Source organism: Pseudoalteromonas sp. S2755 (assembly GCF_005886535.1).
Lineage (GTDB): Bacteria > Pseudomonadota > Gammaproteobacteria > Enterobacterales > Alteromonadaceae > Pseudoalteromonas.
Genome location: NZ_PNDS01000029.1, coordinates 40,926 through 58,931, shown reverse-complemented (window position 1 = coordinate 58,931; position 18,006 = coordinate 40,926). Strand labels below are relative to the sequence as shown.

The following is an 18,006-nucleotide window of genomic DNA, read 5'->3' as shown; positions in this document are numbered from 1 at the left end:
ATAACAATTGTATTAATTCTCTAATCAATTTGAAGGGTGAAATAGCATATTAACTTCGTTAAAAATTTCTCATATAGAACAACTAAATAGCAAAATTTTTGCCTAGCTACTAAAGCTATTTCTCCGCTTCAAAATAGCCCATTTACTTAATGCAATTGGTATTACCCGCCGAGCTGTTGGGCAGCCCAAACAAAAAGAATAAAACATCCTAGTTCGTCGCGAGCCAGGGTCTTATTAAAGGTCGATTAACAGCATTCATCCATGAATTTAATCGACATTAGTACACCCATGTATGTCAAACCCGTTGCAGCAATGCTGCGGGTTTTTTGTTGTTTGGGGTAGAGATTTAAGATATAAAACCTCACAAGCCAATCAACACATCGCGAGGTAAACTCGCTCCTACCAAGATATTAATAAAAGTGCTACATCTTATATTGCCGGATACACAGCAGCGTTGGTGATGGTTTATTACCAATCCGTTTAGATATCTGCTCTAATATAGGTTAGATAAAATTCCCGGTTAAATAATGCTGAACTCAAACGAATCAGAACAGCTTTTAGCACTTTCTCGAAAAGAACAAAACGCTCGAAAATGTATGAGATTACTTGCGGTGTCATTATTTTATGAGGGCAATAGCAGAACCGACATTGCTAAGCGCTTTAACATAGTTCGAGGTAGCGTTGATGAATGGGTTTCTAGTTAACTAAAAGATAGACTAAAAGGCTTCAAGGTCATCGTTCTAGATTGAAACAGTCAGATCTTGAACGACCGTCTGAGTTTATAAAGCGAAAAAGCAAAGAACTTCCAGATGGCCGCCTTACAGGTGAAGACATTATGCATTACATTCACATTGAGTTCGGTGTTCATTACCACCTAAATCATGTTTATAACATACTAAAGCAGCTTGGCTTTAGTTGTATCACAAACCGTTTGATGCATCCAAAACAGTCACAAGAGAACCAAGAAGCTTTTTAAAAAACTTCCAACTGGAAACGGGCCTTCACACACCGGAGACCTTCCTCTTGAACGTATCAATGTATGGTTTTAGAACGAAGTACGATTTAGCCAGCAAAATTCGACTACGCGCTTTTGAGCTGAAACAGGCACTCGGCTACGGATTGGTATAAATAGCAAAATTTCCGCATTGCCTAAATGGATGTAGGTACTTCGGCGATAGCCGGAGGCTGTAGCGGTGTTATCGACAAGATTTTCTCGCCTCAAAAATGGAGCACTTAATTAGGCTAATTGATATAAAATATGGTGAATAAAGAAACATTTGCGATTTTTTTTGAGCTGTATATACTTACAGTAAATATACTACTGTATGGAATACCAGTTAATGCGTCCTCTAACTAAACGACAAGAACAAATCTTTGAATTAATAAAAGTATTCATAAAAGATACTGGCATGCCTCCAACTCGTGCTGAAATAGCTGATGCTTTGGGTTTCAAGAGTGCAAACGCAGCAGAGGAGCACCTTAAAGCACTTGCTAAAAAGGGAGTTATCGAAATGGTCCCAGGAGCAAGCCGTGGAATTAGACTTGTTGAGGATGAATCTGAGCAACTAGGTTTACCTATTATTGGCCGTGTAGCAGCCGGAGAGCCGATATTGGCAGAGCAACATGTTGAAAGCCACTTTAATGTAGATGCCAGTTTTTTTAAGCCGAATGCTGATTATCTTTTGAGAGTTAATGGTATGAGCATGAAAGATATTGGGATTATGGATGGTGATCTACTAGCGGTTCATAGTACTCAAGTGGCAGAAAATGGCCAAGTCATAGTTGCTCGTGTAGAAGAGGACGTGACAGTTAAACGCTTAGAAAAGAAAGGAAAGAAAGTTCTCTTGCACGCTGAGAATGAAGAATTTAAAGCGATAGAAGTGGATCTAGAGCATCAAAATTTCTCCATTGAAGGGTTAGCCGTAGGCGTGATCAGAAGCGCTGATTGGATGTAGTTTATGAGGGGGAGCGTAGCATTAAATATAACGTTGCGCTCGTTTTAACTATATTTAGTGAAAAAAGCAATAATTAACTTTTCTAACTGTGTGAAAGTAAGATGATTATAGTGACTTTTTCATATCTCAATAGTTTTTAGTTTTCTGATCTTTATACACAATTTTTCACCATTCTTCGTTTTACTCCCAATAATCCTTAGTTTTGATTCGAAAGTCAGCCTTCTCAAAAATCTTGCATTTTGTTTGTTTTTTGACTAATTGGTTAATAGTCGTGCAGTAAGTCTATGTACAAATAGACAATATGGCAGTCATCCAATAATAACAAAAGGCAACCATGAGTTGTCTTGAAGGAGACGTCAAATGAAAATTTGTCGATTAGTTGTAGCATTTATCGCAGTGCTAATCGCCATGCCCTCACTCGCTAACAGCGCTTACAATATGAGGCAAGGCGTTACAGACATTAGCCATCAAGTGTATGAGCTCCACATGACCATATTTCTAATATGTTGCGTCATTGGAGTGATTGTATTTGGGATTATGTTTTGGGCGCTGATAAAACACAGAAAGTCAAAAGGAGTTGTTGCAGCGCAATTTCATGAAAGCACCAAAGTGGAAATACTTTGGACTGCTATTCCCTTCCTGATACTCATTGGTATGGCAATACCAGCCACAAAAACGCTTATTGCCATGGAAGACACGAGTAAAGCTGATCTAACCATCAAGGTCACAGGGTCTCAGTGGAAATGGCACTATGAGTATATGGGGCATGATGTTGAGTTCTATTCTTTGCTCTCTACTCCGAAAGATGAAATTAGTGACCTTAAAGAAAAAAATGAAAATTATCTGCTTGAAGTTGATAAGCATTTGGTTATACCCACCGATAGAAAAGTTCGTTTCTTGATGACCTCCGATGATGTCATCCATTCTTGGTGGGTTCCCGATTTTGCGGTGAAGAAGGATGCCAATCCGGGCTTTATAAATGAGGCATGGACAAAGGTAAACGATGAGGGGATTTACAGAGGCCAATGTGCTGAATTATGTGGCAAAGATCATGGCTTTATGCCAGTTGTTGTCGAGGCCGTAAGTCCTGATAAATTTGATAGCTGGCTCACCGATGCTAAAGCCGAAAAAGCAAGGGCAGAAGCCGAGTCACAAGCCGTCGCCCAACAAACTATTTCCAAAGAAGAGTTAATGGAGGTTGGTGAACAAACTTACATGGCCTATTGTGCAGCTTGCCATCAACCAACGGGGCTTGGTCTACCAGGTGTCTTCCCTGCAATGAAAGGGAGTGAAGTCGTCACTGGAGATATTAAAGCTCATATAGATATTCTACTCTTAGGTCGTCCAGGAACTGCAATGCAATCTTTCGCAAAACAGTTAACAATCAAGCAGATCGCGGGAGTGATCACTTATAAAAGAAATAGCTGGGGTAATGACACCGGCGATGTTATTCAGCCAAGCCAAATACAGCGAGAGATAGATGCATTAGAGGAGGGTAAGTAATGAGTGCTATCGTAGAAGAACATTCACACCATGCAGCTCCTAAAGGCTTAAAGCGCTGGCTGTTTACCACTAATCATAAAGATATTGGAACATTGTATTTATTGTTTTCGTTGATCATGTTCCTGATTGGTGGGGCGATGGCAATGGTTATCCGAGCTGAGCTATTCCAGCCAGGTTTGCAGCTAGTAGATCCACATTTTTTTAATCAAATGACAACAGTACACGGCTTAATTATGGTATTTGGCGCGGTGATGCCCGCGTTTACTGGTCTTGCAAACTGGATGATTCCAATGATGATAGGAGCGCCAGATATGGCACTTCCTAGGATGAATAACTGGAGTTTTTGGATACTACCCTTTGCATTTGCAATTTTACTGATGTCATTATTTTTGGAAGGTGGCGGGCCTGCTTTCGGTTGGACTTTTTATGCGCCTCTTTCTACAACGTACAGCAATGACAACACCGCATTTTTTGTTTTTGCGGTTCATATAATGGGTATTAGCTCTATTATGGGCGCTATCAATGTAATCGTGACCATCGTCAATCTTAGAGCTCCAGGTATGACATGGATGAAGTTGCCTTTATTTGTCTGGACCTGGTTGATAACTGCATTTCTTCTGATAGCTGTTATGCCGGTGCTTGCTGGTGCCGTAACTATGGTGCTGACCGACAAGTTCTTTGGGACAAGTTTTTTTGATGCTGCAGGCGGCGGAGATCCGGTTATGTTTCAGCACATATTCTGGTTTTTTGGTCATCCTGAAGTATATATAATGATACTTCCCGCTTTTGGTATTATCTCGACCATAGTGCCTACCTTCTCAAGAAAGAAATTGTTTGGCTACGCATCGATGGTTTATGCAACTGCATCGATCGCATTGCTGTCGTTTGTCGTTTGGGCCCACCATATGTTTACCACAGGTATGCCTTTAGCTGGCGAGTTGTTTTTTATGTACGCAACTATGCTCATCTCAGTACCTACTGGCGTTAAGGTTTTCAATTGGGTGGCTACGATGTGGCGAGGCGCAATTAGTTTTGAGGTACCCATGCTGTTTGCCATTGCATTTATTGTGCTTTTCACAATCGGTGGATTTTCTGGGTTGATGCTCGCGATCACACCCGCGGATTTCCAATATCACGATACTTACTTTGTTGTCGCTCACTTCCATTATGTGTTAGTTACCGGGGCTGTGTTCTCAATAATGGCCGCAGCATATTATTGGTTACCGAAATGGACGGGGCATATGTTTGATATCAAATTGGCTAAATTTCACTTTTGGTTCTCCTTGATTAGTGTGAATGTATTGTTCTTCCCTATGCACTTTGTTGGTCTTGCCGGCATGCCTAGGCGGATCCCAGATTACGCTCTACAGTTCGCTGATTTTAACGCGATTATTAGTGTCGGAGGGTTTGCTTTTGGTCTTTCTCAACTGCTGTTTGTTGCAGTGGTTTATAAATGTATAAAAGGTGGAGAACAGGCCTCAGGGCGAGTGTGGGATGGGGCTGAGGGATTAGAGTGGCAAGTACCATCTCCGGCTCCTTATCATACCTTTTCAACACCACCGGAGATTAAGTAATGCAACATGGACGCCTGCTTAGGAAGCTTATTTTGTTGACGCTAGGTATGTTTGCTTTTGCCTTTGCGCTGGTTCCTCTATACGACGTTTTTTGTGATGTGACTGGCCTGAATGGTAAGCCATCCATGGAAATCGCAAAGGAGAGTGAGTCAATTGCACAAAGTCGACAAGTAGATGTGAGCTTCACAACGCATAGTCAAAGTCAGGCGCCATTTAAGGTCGATGCCGTTGAGCATTCGGTTAGTGTTCAACCTGGAAAGCTAACCGATGTGAAGTTTATTGCAAAAAATCTGAGTGATAACGAGCGTGTGTTGCAAGCGATCCCTTCGGTGTCCCCTGGGAAAGCTGCAAAGTATTTACACAAAATGGCCTGCTTTTGTTTCGATCAGCAACCAATGAAAGGCAACGAAGAAGTTGAGTTTGTCTTGAGGTTTTATGTAGATACAGAGCTACCCATTGATGTTGAGGAACTCACGCTTTCATACACGTTGTTTGATATTACGGAGCGAGTTAGTAAACAAGACAGTGATGGACTGAATATGCTAGCTGCTCGAGAGGAATTCAAATATGAACCATGAACAAGAAAAATATTACGTGCCTGAGCAAAGCCCATGGCCGATAGTCGGTGCATTTGCATTGTTTTTCATTGCTGTAGGGGCTGCACTTACCATCATTCAACTAAACTCTCCTGGAAACAGCGGAGTAATTTTACTGCTTGTGGGTATTGCAGTGCTGATATATATGATATTTGGTTGGTTCAGGAATGTGATCCAAGAATCTCAAACTGGATTATATTCAGCTCAAATGGATCGCTCGTTCAAGCAGGGAATGGGATGGTTTATCTTTTCCGAAGTCATGTTCTTTGCAGCTTTCTTTGGTGCGCTTTTTTATGCACGGATGATTGCTGTTCCGTGGTTAGGTGGTGCAAGCAACAATGCCAGTACTAATGAGGTTTTATGGCCTCAATTTGAAGCTGTATGGCCACTGCTTACAACTCCTGATGGAACTGTTACTCAAGCTATGGGTTGGCAGGGACTTCCGCTTATCAATACTATCATTCTATTAGCATCATCAGTAACCCTTAGCTTTGCTCATTTAGCTTTGGAAAAAGAGCAAAGGGCGAAAGTAAAGGCGTTTTTAGGGCTAACAGTACTACTTGGTGTTGCATTCTTAACGTTGCAAGTAGAAGAGTATATTCACGCCTACCAAGATCTTGGGTTAACTCTGCAGTCGGGAGTATACGGCAACACATTCTTTTTACTTACAGGATTTCATGGGGTTCATGTCACACTTGGCGCGATAATTCTGTTCGTCGTATGGATAAGAGTGTTGAAGGGGCATTTTACCGCTAAGAGCCACTTTGCTTTTCAGGCTGGGGCTTGGTATTGGCATTTTGTTGATGTGGTTTGGCTGTGTCTATTTGTATTTGTTTATGTGTTGTAACAACGGGTGAAGAGTGTAGTTTTATAAGATCAAATTGAGCTGCAAGGCAAATTATAAGTAGCACAGCTATTGAGGCATAAACTCTTTTTTGCAATAGCTTCGCCATTGACTCTTGTTGCTCTGACTTGAGCATGACCAGCATAGCTTTAAATAAATTAAAAAAAACGAGCAGTAGTAATACAACAATAATAATTTTAATCATAAGGGGTGTCCGATGGATTTAGGTGCACTTTTTAAAGGTAGATCAAAAACCCCCATATTGGCAGCGTTAATCGTTGTTCTCTTATGCGGTTCACTTTCTTATTGGCAATTGCAAAGAGCACAGCAAAAACATGTGCTGCAGCAAAAAATTGAGAGAAAAAAGGCGCAAGACGTAATTAACGGACAGCAAGCAACGCCCCTGCCGCTCACTCAAAGTATTAATGCTGAGGTTTCGATAACAGGGAGCTTTGTAGACGGTGCTGTTTGGTATTTAGATAACCAAGTTGTAAAAGGCCGGATTGGTTTTGATGTGATTGGTATTTTTAAAATTTCCAAAACTGATGAGCACTTGGCTGTTAACTTAGGCTTTGTGCCGCAACAGGCTAGTCGCGTACCTACCGCTTTTTCTCTTCCAACCGGTACAGTTTCTCTACCTGTTTATATCAAATCTAGTGAAAACAAGCGGTTCACACTAGCCAAGTCTGCAGCAGATGAGGCGACAACACAACCTGTGATCCAGTACATTGATGTCAATTACTTATCTAAGGAGTCAGATAAACCTCTTTTACCTTTAATCGCCTATATGACTAAAAATAGGTTGACTGGAACTGAGCCTCACTATCAGCCTGTAGTAATGTCACCGCAAAAACATGAAGCTTACGCTTTGCAGTGGTTACTCATTGCCTTGGCCGCGTTGGTTATTGGCTGGAAGCTTTCAAAAAAGGAGATTAAAAATGTCTAAAAGTGCAGCGTGGTTTATAGGGCTATTCGTACTCCCAGTGTTGTTGGCATTTATTGCTTTAAAAATCGGCTGGATACCTGATGGTACCACTAATCATGGTGAATTTTTAAGTCAGGAGGTTCGTCAATCAGAGCTAGCGCTAGAGACCGAATGGAGTATTGTTTATCAGCGACCAAAGCAGTGCAATAAGCAATGCTCTTTACTACTCGACAGCTTACCTAATTTGTATTTAGCACTTGGGAAAAACCAGCAAAAAGTATCGCTTGTGGTATTACAAGATCAAAATGAAAAAAGTATTGAGTTCGCAACTTCTTTACCGATACACCTCAACCAGCTAGAAGATAATTATCTATATTTGGTTGATAATAAGGGGTTATTTGTACTTAAGTATGCACCGGTAGATAGTTTAGAAGCAATGCGAAATGTACAAAAAGGGCTTTTGAGTGATCTAAAGAAACTATTGAACTACTCTCGCTCTAGTTAGGAGGTAAATATGTCCAAGGTAAGAATAAAAGTCGCAGTATTTACCTGTTTTGTTGCAATAACAGTGGTGACACTTGGTGCTTTTACGCGTTTAAGTGATGCAGGACTTGGGTGTCCAGATTGGCCTGGGTGTTATGGCTTTCTAACGGTACCAAATGAGAGTCATGAATTATCGGCAGCCAAAGACAACTTTCCACATTTAGATGTGGAAGAAGAAAAAGCTTGGATTGAAATGATCCATCGCTATTTTGCCAGCTTTCTTGGGTTACTTATATTAGTACTTGCATGTGTGAAACTGTTTAGTAAGCGAGAAACGGAGGGTCCTAGTCGTCATTATTACTTGCTGTTATTACTCGTGTTATTTCAAGGGGCACTCGGCATGTGGACCGTGACTATGAATTTACAGCCAGTCATCGTGATGGGTCATTTGCTAGGGGGGTTTAGTATTCTTGCATTGCTGGTGTTATTGGTTCTAAGGCTGAAATACAACACTATTACTGCTAGCGTAACTAAGCTTACCTATCGCTTATGTTATGTGGCTCTTGGTGTGTTGATTATACAAATTGCGTTGGGTGGGTGGCTTGCCGCCAATTATGCTGCACCGCATTGTACTGGGTTGCCGCTCTGTGACAATCTGCAACTTTTTTCGTGGCAGAGTTTACTGACGCTTCCAGAAGCCTCAGCGACTTACGAGTTTGGAGTGCTACCGTTCGAATCTAGAGTATCTATTCACTTCATCCATAGGGTGTGGGCAGTCATTACTGTTTTAATGCTACTTGCAGCGTGCTGGCCGTTGCTCAAAGTTAGTCAGAATCAAATACTCAGACGCTCAGCGCTTGTCGTCTTAGCTTTAGTCTCTATACAAGTTTTGGTGGGGGCTGCAATAGTACATTTCCAGTTTCCTCTACTGTTGACACTATTCCATAATTTCATGGCGGCTATGGTGTTATTAGCAATGGTTAGATTGTGCTTTTTTATCAGTCTGGCGCAAAAAGTTGGGGGAAAGTATGTATCACTTAACTAATTTTCCAGAGCTCCAAAAAGCAACTACGCTATTCAAAGCTTATTTTGGCATGTGTAAGTTCAAAGTAGTATGTATGTTGGTGATCACTGCGTGGGTCGGGATGATGTTAGCACCACAAAGTGATAAAACATTATTGGCACAATTCATGAGCTTATTTGGTATTGGTTTACTCTCAAGTAGTGCAGCAGCTGTAAATCATATAGTAGATAGAGAAATAGATAAAAAGATGGCGCGAACACGAAACCGGCCGTTAGCGACAGACTCTGTTTCTGTATCATCAGCTCTAATTTTTGCGATAAGCTTGGCAGTTTCCGGTTATGCTCTTTTAACAATTTTCGCCAATCAACTGTGCGCGCTTCTCACCTTAGCTGCATTATTCGGTTATGCCGTGGTTTATACGTTATTATTAAAGCGCGCAACACCTCAAAACATAGTAATAGGAGGGCTAGCGGGAGCAATGCCCCCATTGTTAGGTTGGGTCAGTGAGACTGGCCAACTCGGTGCTGAGCCTTGGTTATTGGTAATGATCATTTTTGCGTGGACACCACCGCACTTTTGGGCATTGGCGATTGCCCGTAAAAGAGACTACGAAAAAGCCGGAGTTCCTATGTTACCAGTAACGCATGGAAATGAATTTACAAAACTCTGCGTGCTATTCTATACCATCATTTTGACTTTGGTTTGTTTGCTACCTTACTTAGTGGGAATGTCAGGCTGGATCTATTTGCTGGCCTCTGGTATAGCAAATGTTGCTTTCATCTACAAAGCCACCAAACTTATGAAAACAAATAGTATAGAGTATGCGATGAGCGTATTTTATTTCTCTATCTGGCATCTTTTGATAGTGTTCGTTGCACTTTTTGTGGATAAAGCATTTATATGAAAAAGTTACTCTTAATCGTCTCTATTTTTATACTGTTTGGTTGTGGACCTGCACCAGATGTATCAGAAAAAGTGGTTTGGTACTCTAAGCCCAAGGACGTTAAAGCGTTTGAGTTAAGGGACCAATACGGTGAGGCTGTCTCAAATCAAGACTTTACCGATAAATGGAATTTGCTATTTTTGGGTTACACCAGTTGCCCAGATGTTTGTCCTATGACGCTGTTGAAGTTAACTCACGTATATCAATCCGTAAAGAATAAAGATGACTTACAGGTATGGTTTGTATCGGTTGATCCCAACAGAGATACTGAAGAGAAGCGTTTAGCTTACATAAGGCATTTCGAGCCCTCATTTAAAGCGGTATCTGCCGATCACTCTGTTTTGTTTCCTTTTGTAAGAGATCTCGGTTTGATCTATGCAATAAATCAGGAACAGACAGAAGAGTACTATGTTGATCATAGCGCATCTGTAGCATTAATTAACCCAAAAGGTCAGCTTGAGGCTATTTTCAAACCTACACATACAGCTGGAGCTATCCCTACTATCGATGACAAACTGCTTCTCGCTGACCTAGAGAAGATCATCAATTAGTCTTATATCGACACTGGTCGACCCCAGTGTCGCTGTATCATCTTACCTCTAACGCTTTAATTATTTGCGGATTTTTAATCAATCTTTGTGGCATTTTTACCATCACGGTCTAAGCTAATTTTATTACTCATTTTTACAAGGATAGTCTTCAGCTCATGTTGAAACTTCCACCTGAAATGGCGATTAATCATGTGGAAAGCCTGTACCATCAGATTTTCCAAGACTCTATGGAAACATCAGACATCACGATTGATATTAGCGAAGTGCAAAGAGCCGACACTGCATCTATACAATTGCTCTGTGCCGTACAGAAACACTTGCATTCGTTAGAACATAAAATTGTATGGCATGGTGAAAGTGATGCTTTAGCGCAGGCGGTAAATGAGTTGGGATTAACCCATTATTTATTCCATAGTATTGAAAATTAAGAGGTGAATATGAAAAAGATTTTAGCTGTGGATGATTCGGCATCAATGCGCCAAATGGTTGGTTTTACGCTGAAAAAAGCAGGTTTTGATGTCACGGAAGCAAAAGATGGCAGTGAAGCGCTATCTATTGCCAAGCAACAAGGGTTCGATGCAGTGATCTCTGATGTAAACATGCCGGTAATGGATGGGATCACACTGATTAAAGAGCTGCGCAGTCTGCCCAACTATAAGTTCACCCCTTTACTAATGCTGACAACTGAGTCAGGGCTAGATAAAAAAACAGAAGGTAAAGCAGCGGGAGCAACAGGTTGGATAGTAAAGCCATTCAACCCTGAACAACTACTAGCGGTATTGAAAAAAGTCATAAGATAGATACTAGAGAGGCATCGATATGAGTATTGATTTAAGCCAATTTTTTGATGTCTTTTTTGAAGAGAGCTTTGAAGGTCTAGATGTAATGGAAGCTGAGCTGCTGAATTTGCAGCCAGGCCATGAAGACTCAGAAACGATCAATACTATATTTCGCGCAGCACACAGCATAAAAGGTGGTAGTGGAACATTTGGTTTTACTTCCGTCGCGAACTTCACGCATGTGTTAGAAACTTTACTCGATCAGATCAGAGATGGGCGTCGACAGTTGACCGCTGAACATGTCAATTTACTGCTCCAATCCGTTGATTGTTTAAGGGCCTTACTAACCGCATTACAAGCCGAGGGAGAGCCAGACCTTTCCAATGCGAATGAGTTGAAAGTTAAATTTGAAGAGATTCTAGGTGGTAATGAGAGTGTTAGTTCAGATACTGCCGATAGCACACCTCAAGGGCAAGAATCTCAAACCTATCAAATAGATTTCAAACCGCTCCCCCATTTATTTAAAACCGGTAACGAACCACTTTATATGTTGAGTGAGCTGTCAGAGTTGGGGGATTTAGAAACTCATGCGTTTTGTGATTCAATACCTGAAATTGATGACTTTAATCCAGAGGATTGCTACCTCAGTTGGAGGTTATACTTAACAACCAGTCATCCAGAGTCGGCGATTAAAGAAGTATTTGAGTGGGTTGAGGATGATGCTGAAATTTCTATTACCTTATGCGGTGGTTTATTTGAAGATGATGCGAGTGTCTCCACAACGTCAGAGCTAGACAGTGAGAGGAAAGAAGCGTCGAGCAAAGACACTCAAACTATTGATGTACCAAAAACACCCTCATTGACAGCGATAAAGGCTAAGCCTGAGGCTAGCAAGAAATCAGCAGAATCGACTTCGATCCGTGTTGGGATTGATAAAGTTGATTCGCTTATCAATATGGTAGGGGAGTTGGTTATTACCCAGGCTATGTTGACTCAATTAGGTGAGCAAGAGCCGACAGAAAATACGCTTGCTGCGATGCAAGAAGGTCTTGCTCAATTAGCTCACAATACGCGAGATTTACAAGAAAATGTAATGCGTATCAGGATGTTACCTATTAGTTTTGTCTTCAGTCGATTTCCTCGTTTAGTAAGGGATACGTCGCAAAAGTTGAATAAACAGGTTGAGCTTAAACTGCTAGGAGAGCAGACAGAACTAGATAAAACCGTGATGGAGAAAATTTCCGATCCTATGGTGCATTTAGTCAGAAACTCATTGGACCATGGCTTAGAAACACCGGAAGACAGAATAAAAGCTGGGAAAGATCCTGTTGGTACGGTGACACTGAATGCTTTCCATCAAGGCGGAAATATTGTGATTGAAATCATGGATGATGGTAGGGGTTTAAATACTGAAAAAATAAAAAGTAAAGCAATTGCCAATGGCCTAATTCAAGCAACTGACGAGCTGACTATTGAAGAGGTTAATGAACTTATTTTTAGGCCTGGGTTTTCAACAGCCGATGAAGTGAGTGATATCTCTGGTCGCGGCGTGGGAATGGATGTTGTTCGAAGAAATATTCAAGCATTGAATGGCAGCGTTGAAGTAACTTCAGCAAAAGGGATTGGCTCAACATTTACAATTAGGTTGCCATTAACGCTAGCCATTCTTGATGGTCAATTGGTTAAAGTTGCAAAGCATACCTACATTATTCCACTTATTTCCATTGTTGAGTCTTTACAAATAGATATTAAAAAAGTGAGCAAAGTAGGTAATGGCTTAGAGGTGCTTAGGTTACGAGATGAATACATACCAATACTAAGGCTATATCAACTATTCAACCATGGTGGTGCAATAGAAGAGTTGGATAAAACACTGTTAGTGGTTGTTGAGAGTGACAATCATAAAGTGGGGTTATTGGTGGATGATTTACTGGCGCAACAACAGGTCGTTATTAAAAGTCTCGAAGCAAATTATCAAAAAGTGAATGGGATCTCAGGGGCGACAATTTTAGGTGATGGCCGAGTCTCTTTAATTGTTGATATTAGCGGCCTTATCAAACTAAGTGGCTTAAAGCGTCCAGGCACTCAAGAGTTACTAGTAGAACAAGAGTTAGATGAGGTGGTGTCATGATCACTGAAAAAACCTCGATTAATGAACAAGTCATGTTTGCAGACCGAGACGACGATACACAATTTCTCACCTTTATGATGGCGGGCGAGGAGTACGGCATGGATATTCTGGCCGTACAGGAAATCAGGGGGTGGGAAGAAGTCACTGCAATTCCAAATGCGCCTGAATATGTGAATGGTGCAATTAATTTACGTGGCACGATAGTGCCAATCATTGATTTAAGGGTTCGATTCGGTTTACCGCAAATTGAATACGGAGCGCTAACCGTGGTTATCGTTGTCTCTGTTGTAATAAAAGAGGCAACAAAAATTATGGGGTTAGTTGTTGATGCAGTGTCTGATGTATACAGCATCAATCAAGAAACTGCGAAGGATGTTCCAGATTTTCAAGACTCGGAAAATAGTCAATTTGTACAAGGACTGGTTAATGTTGGTGAGAAAATGGTCGTACTTTTGAATTTGAAGAAAATATTAGATCTAGAAGTAAAGCAAAGCGAGCAATTGGTTGTCGGGGGATAACATGAGCGATCAAGCATTAGCAAGTCAACTCAATAATAGGGTGCTAATAGCGGGTGCCATAATATTTGTGGGCTTGGCAATTAGTGTTCAAATGTTGAATATTAATATGTCTACACAAGCCTATGTGGCGATGGTTATAGCGGGTGTCAGTGTAGTGCTGGCAATTTTACTACTCAAGCAAAGCGCAAACATTCTGCTTTCTAAGTTGCAAGATGTTGAGGAAATTGTTCCCGCGATAGAAAGTAAAGATGCTAGCTTACTCAAAGCAAGTAATGCATCACGTCAATCATCTTTATACAAAGCGGTTGCTAATTTATTAAATGGTGACGCAGCAGATGGTCAAGATCATAGCCATAGTTTGTTGCTAGCTTTAAAGGTCTGTCAGGCCAATGTTATGCTTGCAGATGCTTCTCTCAACATAGTGTATTTGAACGATTCATTGACAAGTATGCTACGTAAAAATCAGGCTAAGTTACAGCAAGAATTACCAGGCTTTAATGTTGATAGCTTGATTGGTGCGAACATTGATACATTTCATAAAAACCCTAGCCATCAGAGAGGTATCCTAGCTAATTTGACCCGCCCATATGTCACACAAATCAAAGTGGCAGGTTTAACCTTTGACCTCATTGCCACGCCTGTTTTCGACGATGAAGGGTTAAGGATCGCGACTTTAGTTGAGTGGAAAGATCTTACAAGAGAATTAGCGCTAGAGAAAAAGCAGGCGGATTTAGCGAGCCACAATGCTCGTATATCAAGCGCACTGGACGTTTGCCAAGCAAACGTAATGCTAGCGGACGAAGAGTTGAATATTATTTATGTTAATGATTCGGTTGTGCGAATGTTGAGAGACAATCAAATGCAGCTTAGAAAATCATTACCGAACTTTGATGTGGATACGCTTGTCGGGCAATGTATTGATGTATTTCATGCGAACCCTAGCCATCAAAGAAATCTGCTTGAGAAATTGAGCGATGTATACAGCACAGATATCAAAGTTGCTGGCTTCACCTTTGGTTTGATTGCTACTCCGGTATTTGATGATGATAAAAAGCGGATTGGTACCGTCGTTGAGTGGGACGACAAAACAGAGCGTTTAGTTCGTGAAGAGGAAGAGAAAACAGCCGCAGCTGAAAACTTGCGCGTCCGAAGAGCATTAGACAACGTTTCAACGAACACGATGATAGCAAATGAGCAGTTTGAGATCGTTTACTTGAATCGTGCAGTGAAAGATATGATGAGAAATGCTGAGAGCGATGTAAGACGTGACCTGCCTAATTTTGATAGTAACCAACTTATGGGAGCGAATATTGATGTATTCCACCGCAACCCAAGTCACCAACGCAGTATGCTCTCTCGACTTGAAGCCGAGTATAAAACTGAAATTACCGTTGGTGGAAGAACTTTTGGCTTAGTCGCTAACCCGATATTTGATGATAATGACGAACGCGTGGGCACCGTTGTCGAATGGGAAGATAGAACCAAAGAGGTTACGATTGAGAAAGAAGTGAATGGCCTTGTCCAGTCTGCAAATGGTGGTAATTTGAGCGTTCGCTTGTCAGAAGATGGCAAAGATGGATTCTACCTGAGGTTAACACAGGGTTTGAATAGCCTAGTCTCCACGGTTGATGAAACGGTTACAGACATGGGAGAGATGTTAGACGCATTGGCGACTGGTAACCTGACCAGACGTATTGAAGGTGAATATCGTGGGGCATACGAAAAACTTAAAAAAGATGCAAATACTACCGCTGAGAAGTTAACCGAGGTACTGGGTCGAGTTCGTACTTCTGCAAATTTGGTTGCCAGTGGTGCTGATGAAATATCCCAAGGTAACGCGGATTTGAGTCAACGTACAGAAGAGCAGGCATCCTCACTAGAGGAAACCGCCTCTAGCATGGAAGAAATGACGAGCACCGTTAAGCAAAATGCAGATAACGCGAAAGTAGCGAACGAATTAGCTGAAGAAACTTGTGACAAGGCGACCAAAGGTGGTGAAGTCGTTACGCGCGCTGTTGAGAGTATGTCTGAAATTAATGATTCAAGTAAGAAAATTGCGGACATTATAGGTGTTATTGATGAAATCGCTTTTCAGACAAACCTATTGGCATTGAACGCAGCCGTTGAAGCAGCTCGGGCTGGAGAGCAAGGTCGAGGCTTTGCTGTGGTCGCTGGTGAAGTACGTAATCTTGCTCAGCGTTCTGCAGCCGCGGCGAAAGAGATTAAAGATCTGATCAGAGACAGTGTAAGTAAAGTCGAAGATGGTACGGTACTGGTTAATGAGTCTGGCGAAACACTAAAAGAAATAGTTGAGTCTGTTAAGAGGGTGACCAACATGATTTCCGACATTGCTGAAGCGTCGATTGAGCAGAGCTCTGGTATTGAGCAGGTCAATAAAGCAGTGTCACAAATGGACGAAATGACGCAGCAAAATGCTGCTTTAGTTGAAGAAGCGTCAGCCGCAGGAGAATCGATGGCTGAGCAAGCAAATGATATGAGAAGACTATTAAACTTCTTCACACTTGATGAAACCACTCATCGTAGTTTAGAAATAACTGAGTCGCCGAAGAGCTTTAAGACGCCAGAAAAGCAATTACCAAAACGGACAATGAACTCTAATAAACCCCCGCAGCAAAACACGAGAAGTAATCAGTTTGCAGATGACTCGGAAGAGTGGGAAGAGTTTTAGGGCTAGGCAATAGATCAATTCCGTATTGGGGTTGGCTGAAGGAATACGACGATGCGAGAGTTTCTGTTGACCGATAAGGATTTTTCCGAAATTTCTGCTCGGGTTTATGACACATGCGGCATAGTGCTCGGACCGCATAAAAGGGAAATGGTTTACTCAAGGTTGGCAAGGCGTATAAGAGCAAATGGGCTAAAATCGTTTGAGGCATATCTATCTTTTTTGGAAGAAAACCAAGATGTTGAATTTAGTCACTTTATTAATGCAATAACAACTAACTTAACTTCTTTTTTTCGAGAAAATCATCATTTCGAGTTTTTAACTAAAAGAATAGTTCCCGAAATTATTGCCAGGCACAAGCAGGATAGAAGAGTCCGGATCTGGTCTGCCGGATGCTCTACTGGTGAAGAACCTTATAGTATCGCGATGACTATTGCGAATGCTTTTCCGAGTGGTTGGGATGTAAAAGTGCTGGCAACAGATTTAGATTCCAACGTCTTGGGCAAAGCGAGTCTCGGAGAATATACGGCTAACAACGTTACGGGTTTAGATGAAGATAAGCTCAAAAAATGGTTTCTCAGAAGTGCAGACGGAACAGTGTATAAAGTGAAGCCTAAATTGCAATCATTCATTCATTTTAAACGACTTAATCTTCTAGAACCGTGGCCAATGAAAGGACCTTTTGACGTTATTTTCTGCCGTAATGTTTTGATTTATTTTGATAAAGAAACCAAAGATAAATTGTTTGAGCAGTATCATGACATGTTAGTTCCCAATGGTTATTTACTTATCGGGCACTCCGAAACGATGGGAAAAGAGCACTTAGAGTTTAAAAACCTAGGTAAAACCATTTATCAAAAAGGTCAGTTGAATGAGAGAGTTTAGACCTGTCCTCAGAGGCTTCGAGCATGTAAAACGTTTTTGGGATTCTGGGCGCGCTAAAGTCGTTGCAAAAGTACTTCCTGGGGAGTTCTATGTATCCAAGCAGGATGAATTGATTTCGACTGTATTAGGTTCCTGCATTGCCGCTTGCGTATATGACGAGAAATTGGGGATAGGTGGTATGAATCACTTTATGTTACCTGGAGCAAAGGCGCTAAGAGAAGTGCATGCTGATGACCTAAATTGCCGTTATGGTAACTGGGCGATGGAGTATCTGATAAATGAAGTACTCAAAAATGGGGCGTCTAAAAGCAATTTAAAAATTAAACTTTTTGGCGGTGGAAAAATCATCAGCGCCATGACTGATATTGGTGAAGGGAACATCAGGTTTGCGCAAGCCTATGTGGAAGAGGAAAGTTTAAATTTAATTTCACAGGATGTAGGTGGCCCCTGGCCAAGAAAAGTTATCTTTCATCCTCAAAGTGGCAAAGCGCAAGTGAAAAAGTTACGAACCATGCACAATAACACAATTGAACAACGTGAAGTGCGTTACTTACATGATATTGAGGCTCAAGACAATAAAACGGATATTGAGCTATTTTAGGTGTGAAA

20 protein-coding genes are annotated in these 18,006 nt (G+C 41.3%); 19 read left to right on the top strand and 1 reads right to left on the bottom strand.

Annotation, left to right across the window (positions count from 1 at the left end; all coding sequences use genetic code 11):
• The first annotated feature begins 527 nt into the window (after positions 1 to 527).
• From CWC03_RS23965 to CWC03_RS06045, 7 genes are all read left to right on the top strand, one after another.
• A complete protein-coding gene (locus CWC03_RS23965) occupies positions 528 to 704 on the top strand; it encodes a helix-turn-helix domain-containing protein (RefSeq protein WP_171040209.1) in 177 nt (58 codons plus the stop codon).
• Positions 705 to 745: 41 nt separating this feature from the next.
• Complete coding sequence (locus CWC03_RS06070) at positions 746 to 976, top strand: helix-turn-helix domain-containing protein (RefSeq protein WP_138580999.1); 231 nt, start codon at positions 746 to 748, stop codon at positions 974 to 976.
• 364 nt (positions 977 to 1,340) lie between these two features.
• Entirely contained in the window at positions 1,341 to 1,955 is a 615-nt protein-coding gene (gene lexA / locus CWC03_RS06065) for a transcriptional repressor LexA (protein WP_138580998.1), read from the top strand.
• A gap of 360 nt (positions 1,956 to 2,315) precedes the next feature.
• A complete protein-coding gene (coxB, locus tag CWC03_RS06060) occupies positions 2,316 to 3,458 on the top strand; it encodes a cytochrome c oxidase subunit II (protein WP_138580997.1) in 1,143 nt (380 codons plus the stop codon).
• The gene (gene ctaD, locus CWC03_RS06055) at positions 3,458 to 5,032 is read left to right on the top strand and encodes a cytochrome c oxidase subunit I (protein ID WP_138580996.1); all 1,575 of its coding nucleotides are present in this window, start codon (positions 3,458 to 3,460) and stop codon (positions 5,030 to 5,032) included. The genes coxB and ctaD overlap by 1 nt, the downstream gene beginning before the upstream one ends.
• Positions 5,032 to 5,610, top strand: a complete 579-nt coding sequence (locus CWC03_RS06050; RefSeq protein WP_138580995.1) for a cytochrome c oxidase assembly protein — start codon at positions 5,032 to 5,034, stop codon at positions 5,608 to 5,610. Before ctaD ends, CWC03_RS06050 begins: the two co-directional genes overlap by 1 nt.
• Entirely contained in the window at positions 5,600 to 6,475 is an 876-nt protein-coding gene (locus CWC03_RS06045) for a cytochrome c oxidase subunit 3 (RefSeq protein WP_138580994.1), read from the top strand. The genes CWC03_RS06050 and CWC03_RS06045 overlap by 11 nt, the downstream gene beginning before the upstream one ends.
• Here CWC03_RS06045 and CWC03_RS06040 read toward each other — a convergent pair.
• Complete coding sequence (locus CWC03_RS06040) at positions 6,381 to 6,677, bottom strand: DUF2909 family protein (RefSeq protein WP_138580993.1); 297 nt, start codon at positions 6,675 to 6,677, stop codon at positions 6,381 to 6,383. The genes CWC03_RS06045 and CWC03_RS06040 overlap by 95 nt on opposite strands.
• A 12-nt stretch (positions 6,678 to 6,689) precedes the next feature.
• Here CWC03_RS06040 and CWC03_RS06035 point away from each other — a divergent pair, with 12 nt between their 5' ends.
• The 12 genes from CWC03_RS06035 (at position 6,690) to cheD (ending at position 17,998) form a co-directional block, all read left to right on the top strand.
• Positions 6,690 to 7,418, top strand: a complete 729-nt coding sequence (locus CWC03_RS06035; RefSeq protein WP_138580992.1) for an SURF1 family protein — start codon at positions 6,690 to 6,692, stop codon at positions 7,416 to 7,418.
• Positions 7,411 to 7,902 (top strand): redox-active disulfide-containing membrane protein, encoded by a 492-nt coding sequence (locus CWC03_RS06030; RefSeq protein WP_138580991.1) that lies wholly within the window; start codon positions 7,411 to 7,413, stop codon positions 7,900 to 7,902. Before CWC03_RS06035 ends, CWC03_RS06030 begins: the two co-directional genes overlap by 8 nt.
• Positions 7,903 to 7,911: 9 nt before the next feature.
• Positions 7,912 to 8,925, top strand: a complete 1,014-nt coding sequence (locus tag CWC03_RS06025; RefSeq protein ID WP_138580990.1) for a COX15/CtaA family protein — start codon at positions 7,912 to 7,914, stop codon at positions 8,923 to 8,925.
• The gene (cyoE, locus tag CWC03_RS06020; protein ID WP_138580989.1) at positions 8,909 to 9,808 is read left to right on the top strand and encodes a heme o synthase; all 900 of its coding nucleotides are present in this window, start codon (positions 8,909 to 8,911) and stop codon (positions 9,806 to 9,808) included. The genes CWC03_RS06025 and cyoE overlap by 17 nt, the downstream gene beginning before the upstream one ends.
• Positions 9,805 to 10,398, top strand: a complete 594-nt coding sequence (locus CWC03_RS06015) for an SCO family protein (protein ID WP_138580988.1) — start codon at positions 9,805 to 9,807, stop codon at positions 10,396 to 10,398. Before cyoE ends, CWC03_RS06015 begins: the two co-directional genes overlap by 4 nt.
• 155 nt (positions 10,399 to 10,553) lie before the next feature.
• On the top strand, positions 10,554 to 10,826 hold the full coding sequence (locus tag CWC03_RS06010) for an STAS domain-containing protein (protein WP_138580987.1): 273 nt from the start codon (positions 10,554 to 10,556) through the stop codon (positions 10,824 to 10,826).
• A 9-nt stretch (positions 10,827 to 10,835) separates the two neighbouring features.
• Positions 10,836 to 11,198, top strand: a complete 363-nt coding sequence (locus tag CWC03_RS06005; RefSeq protein ID WP_010378447.1) for a response regulator — start codon at positions 10,836 to 10,838, stop codon at positions 11,196 to 11,198.
• Between the two features lie 19 nt (positions 11,199 to 11,217).
• Entirely contained in the window at positions 11,218 to 13,308 is a 2,091-nt protein-coding gene (locus CWC03_RS06000) for a chemotaxis protein CheA (RefSeq protein WP_138580986.1), read from the top strand.
• On the top strand, positions 13,305 to 13,826 hold the full coding sequence (locus tag CWC03_RS05995; protein ID WP_138580985.1) for a chemotaxis protein CheW: 522 nt from the start codon (positions 13,305 to 13,307) through the stop codon (positions 13,824 to 13,826). Before CWC03_RS06000 ends, CWC03_RS05995 begins: the two co-directional genes overlap by 4 nt.
• Position 13,827: 1 nt before the next feature.
• Positions 13,828 to 16,515, top strand: a complete 2,688-nt coding sequence (locus tag CWC03_RS05990; protein ID WP_138580984.1) for a methyl-accepting chemotaxis protein — start codon at positions 13,828 to 13,830, stop codon at positions 16,513 to 16,515.
• Positions 16,516 to 16,566: 51 nt separating this feature from the next.
• The gene (locus CWC03_RS05985; protein ID WP_138580983.1) at positions 16,567 to 17,397 is read left to right on the top strand and encodes a CheR family methyltransferase; all 831 of its coding nucleotides are present in this window, start codon (positions 16,567 to 16,569) and stop codon (positions 17,395 to 17,397) included.
• Complete coding sequence (cheD, locus tag CWC03_RS05980) at positions 17,384 to 17,998, top strand: chemoreceptor glutamine deamidase CheD (protein WP_138580982.1); 615 nt, start codon at positions 17,384 to 17,386, stop codon at positions 17,996 to 17,998. The genes CWC03_RS05985 and cheD overlap by 14 nt, the downstream gene beginning before the upstream one ends.
• Positions 17,999 to 18,006: the final 8 nt, after the last annotated feature.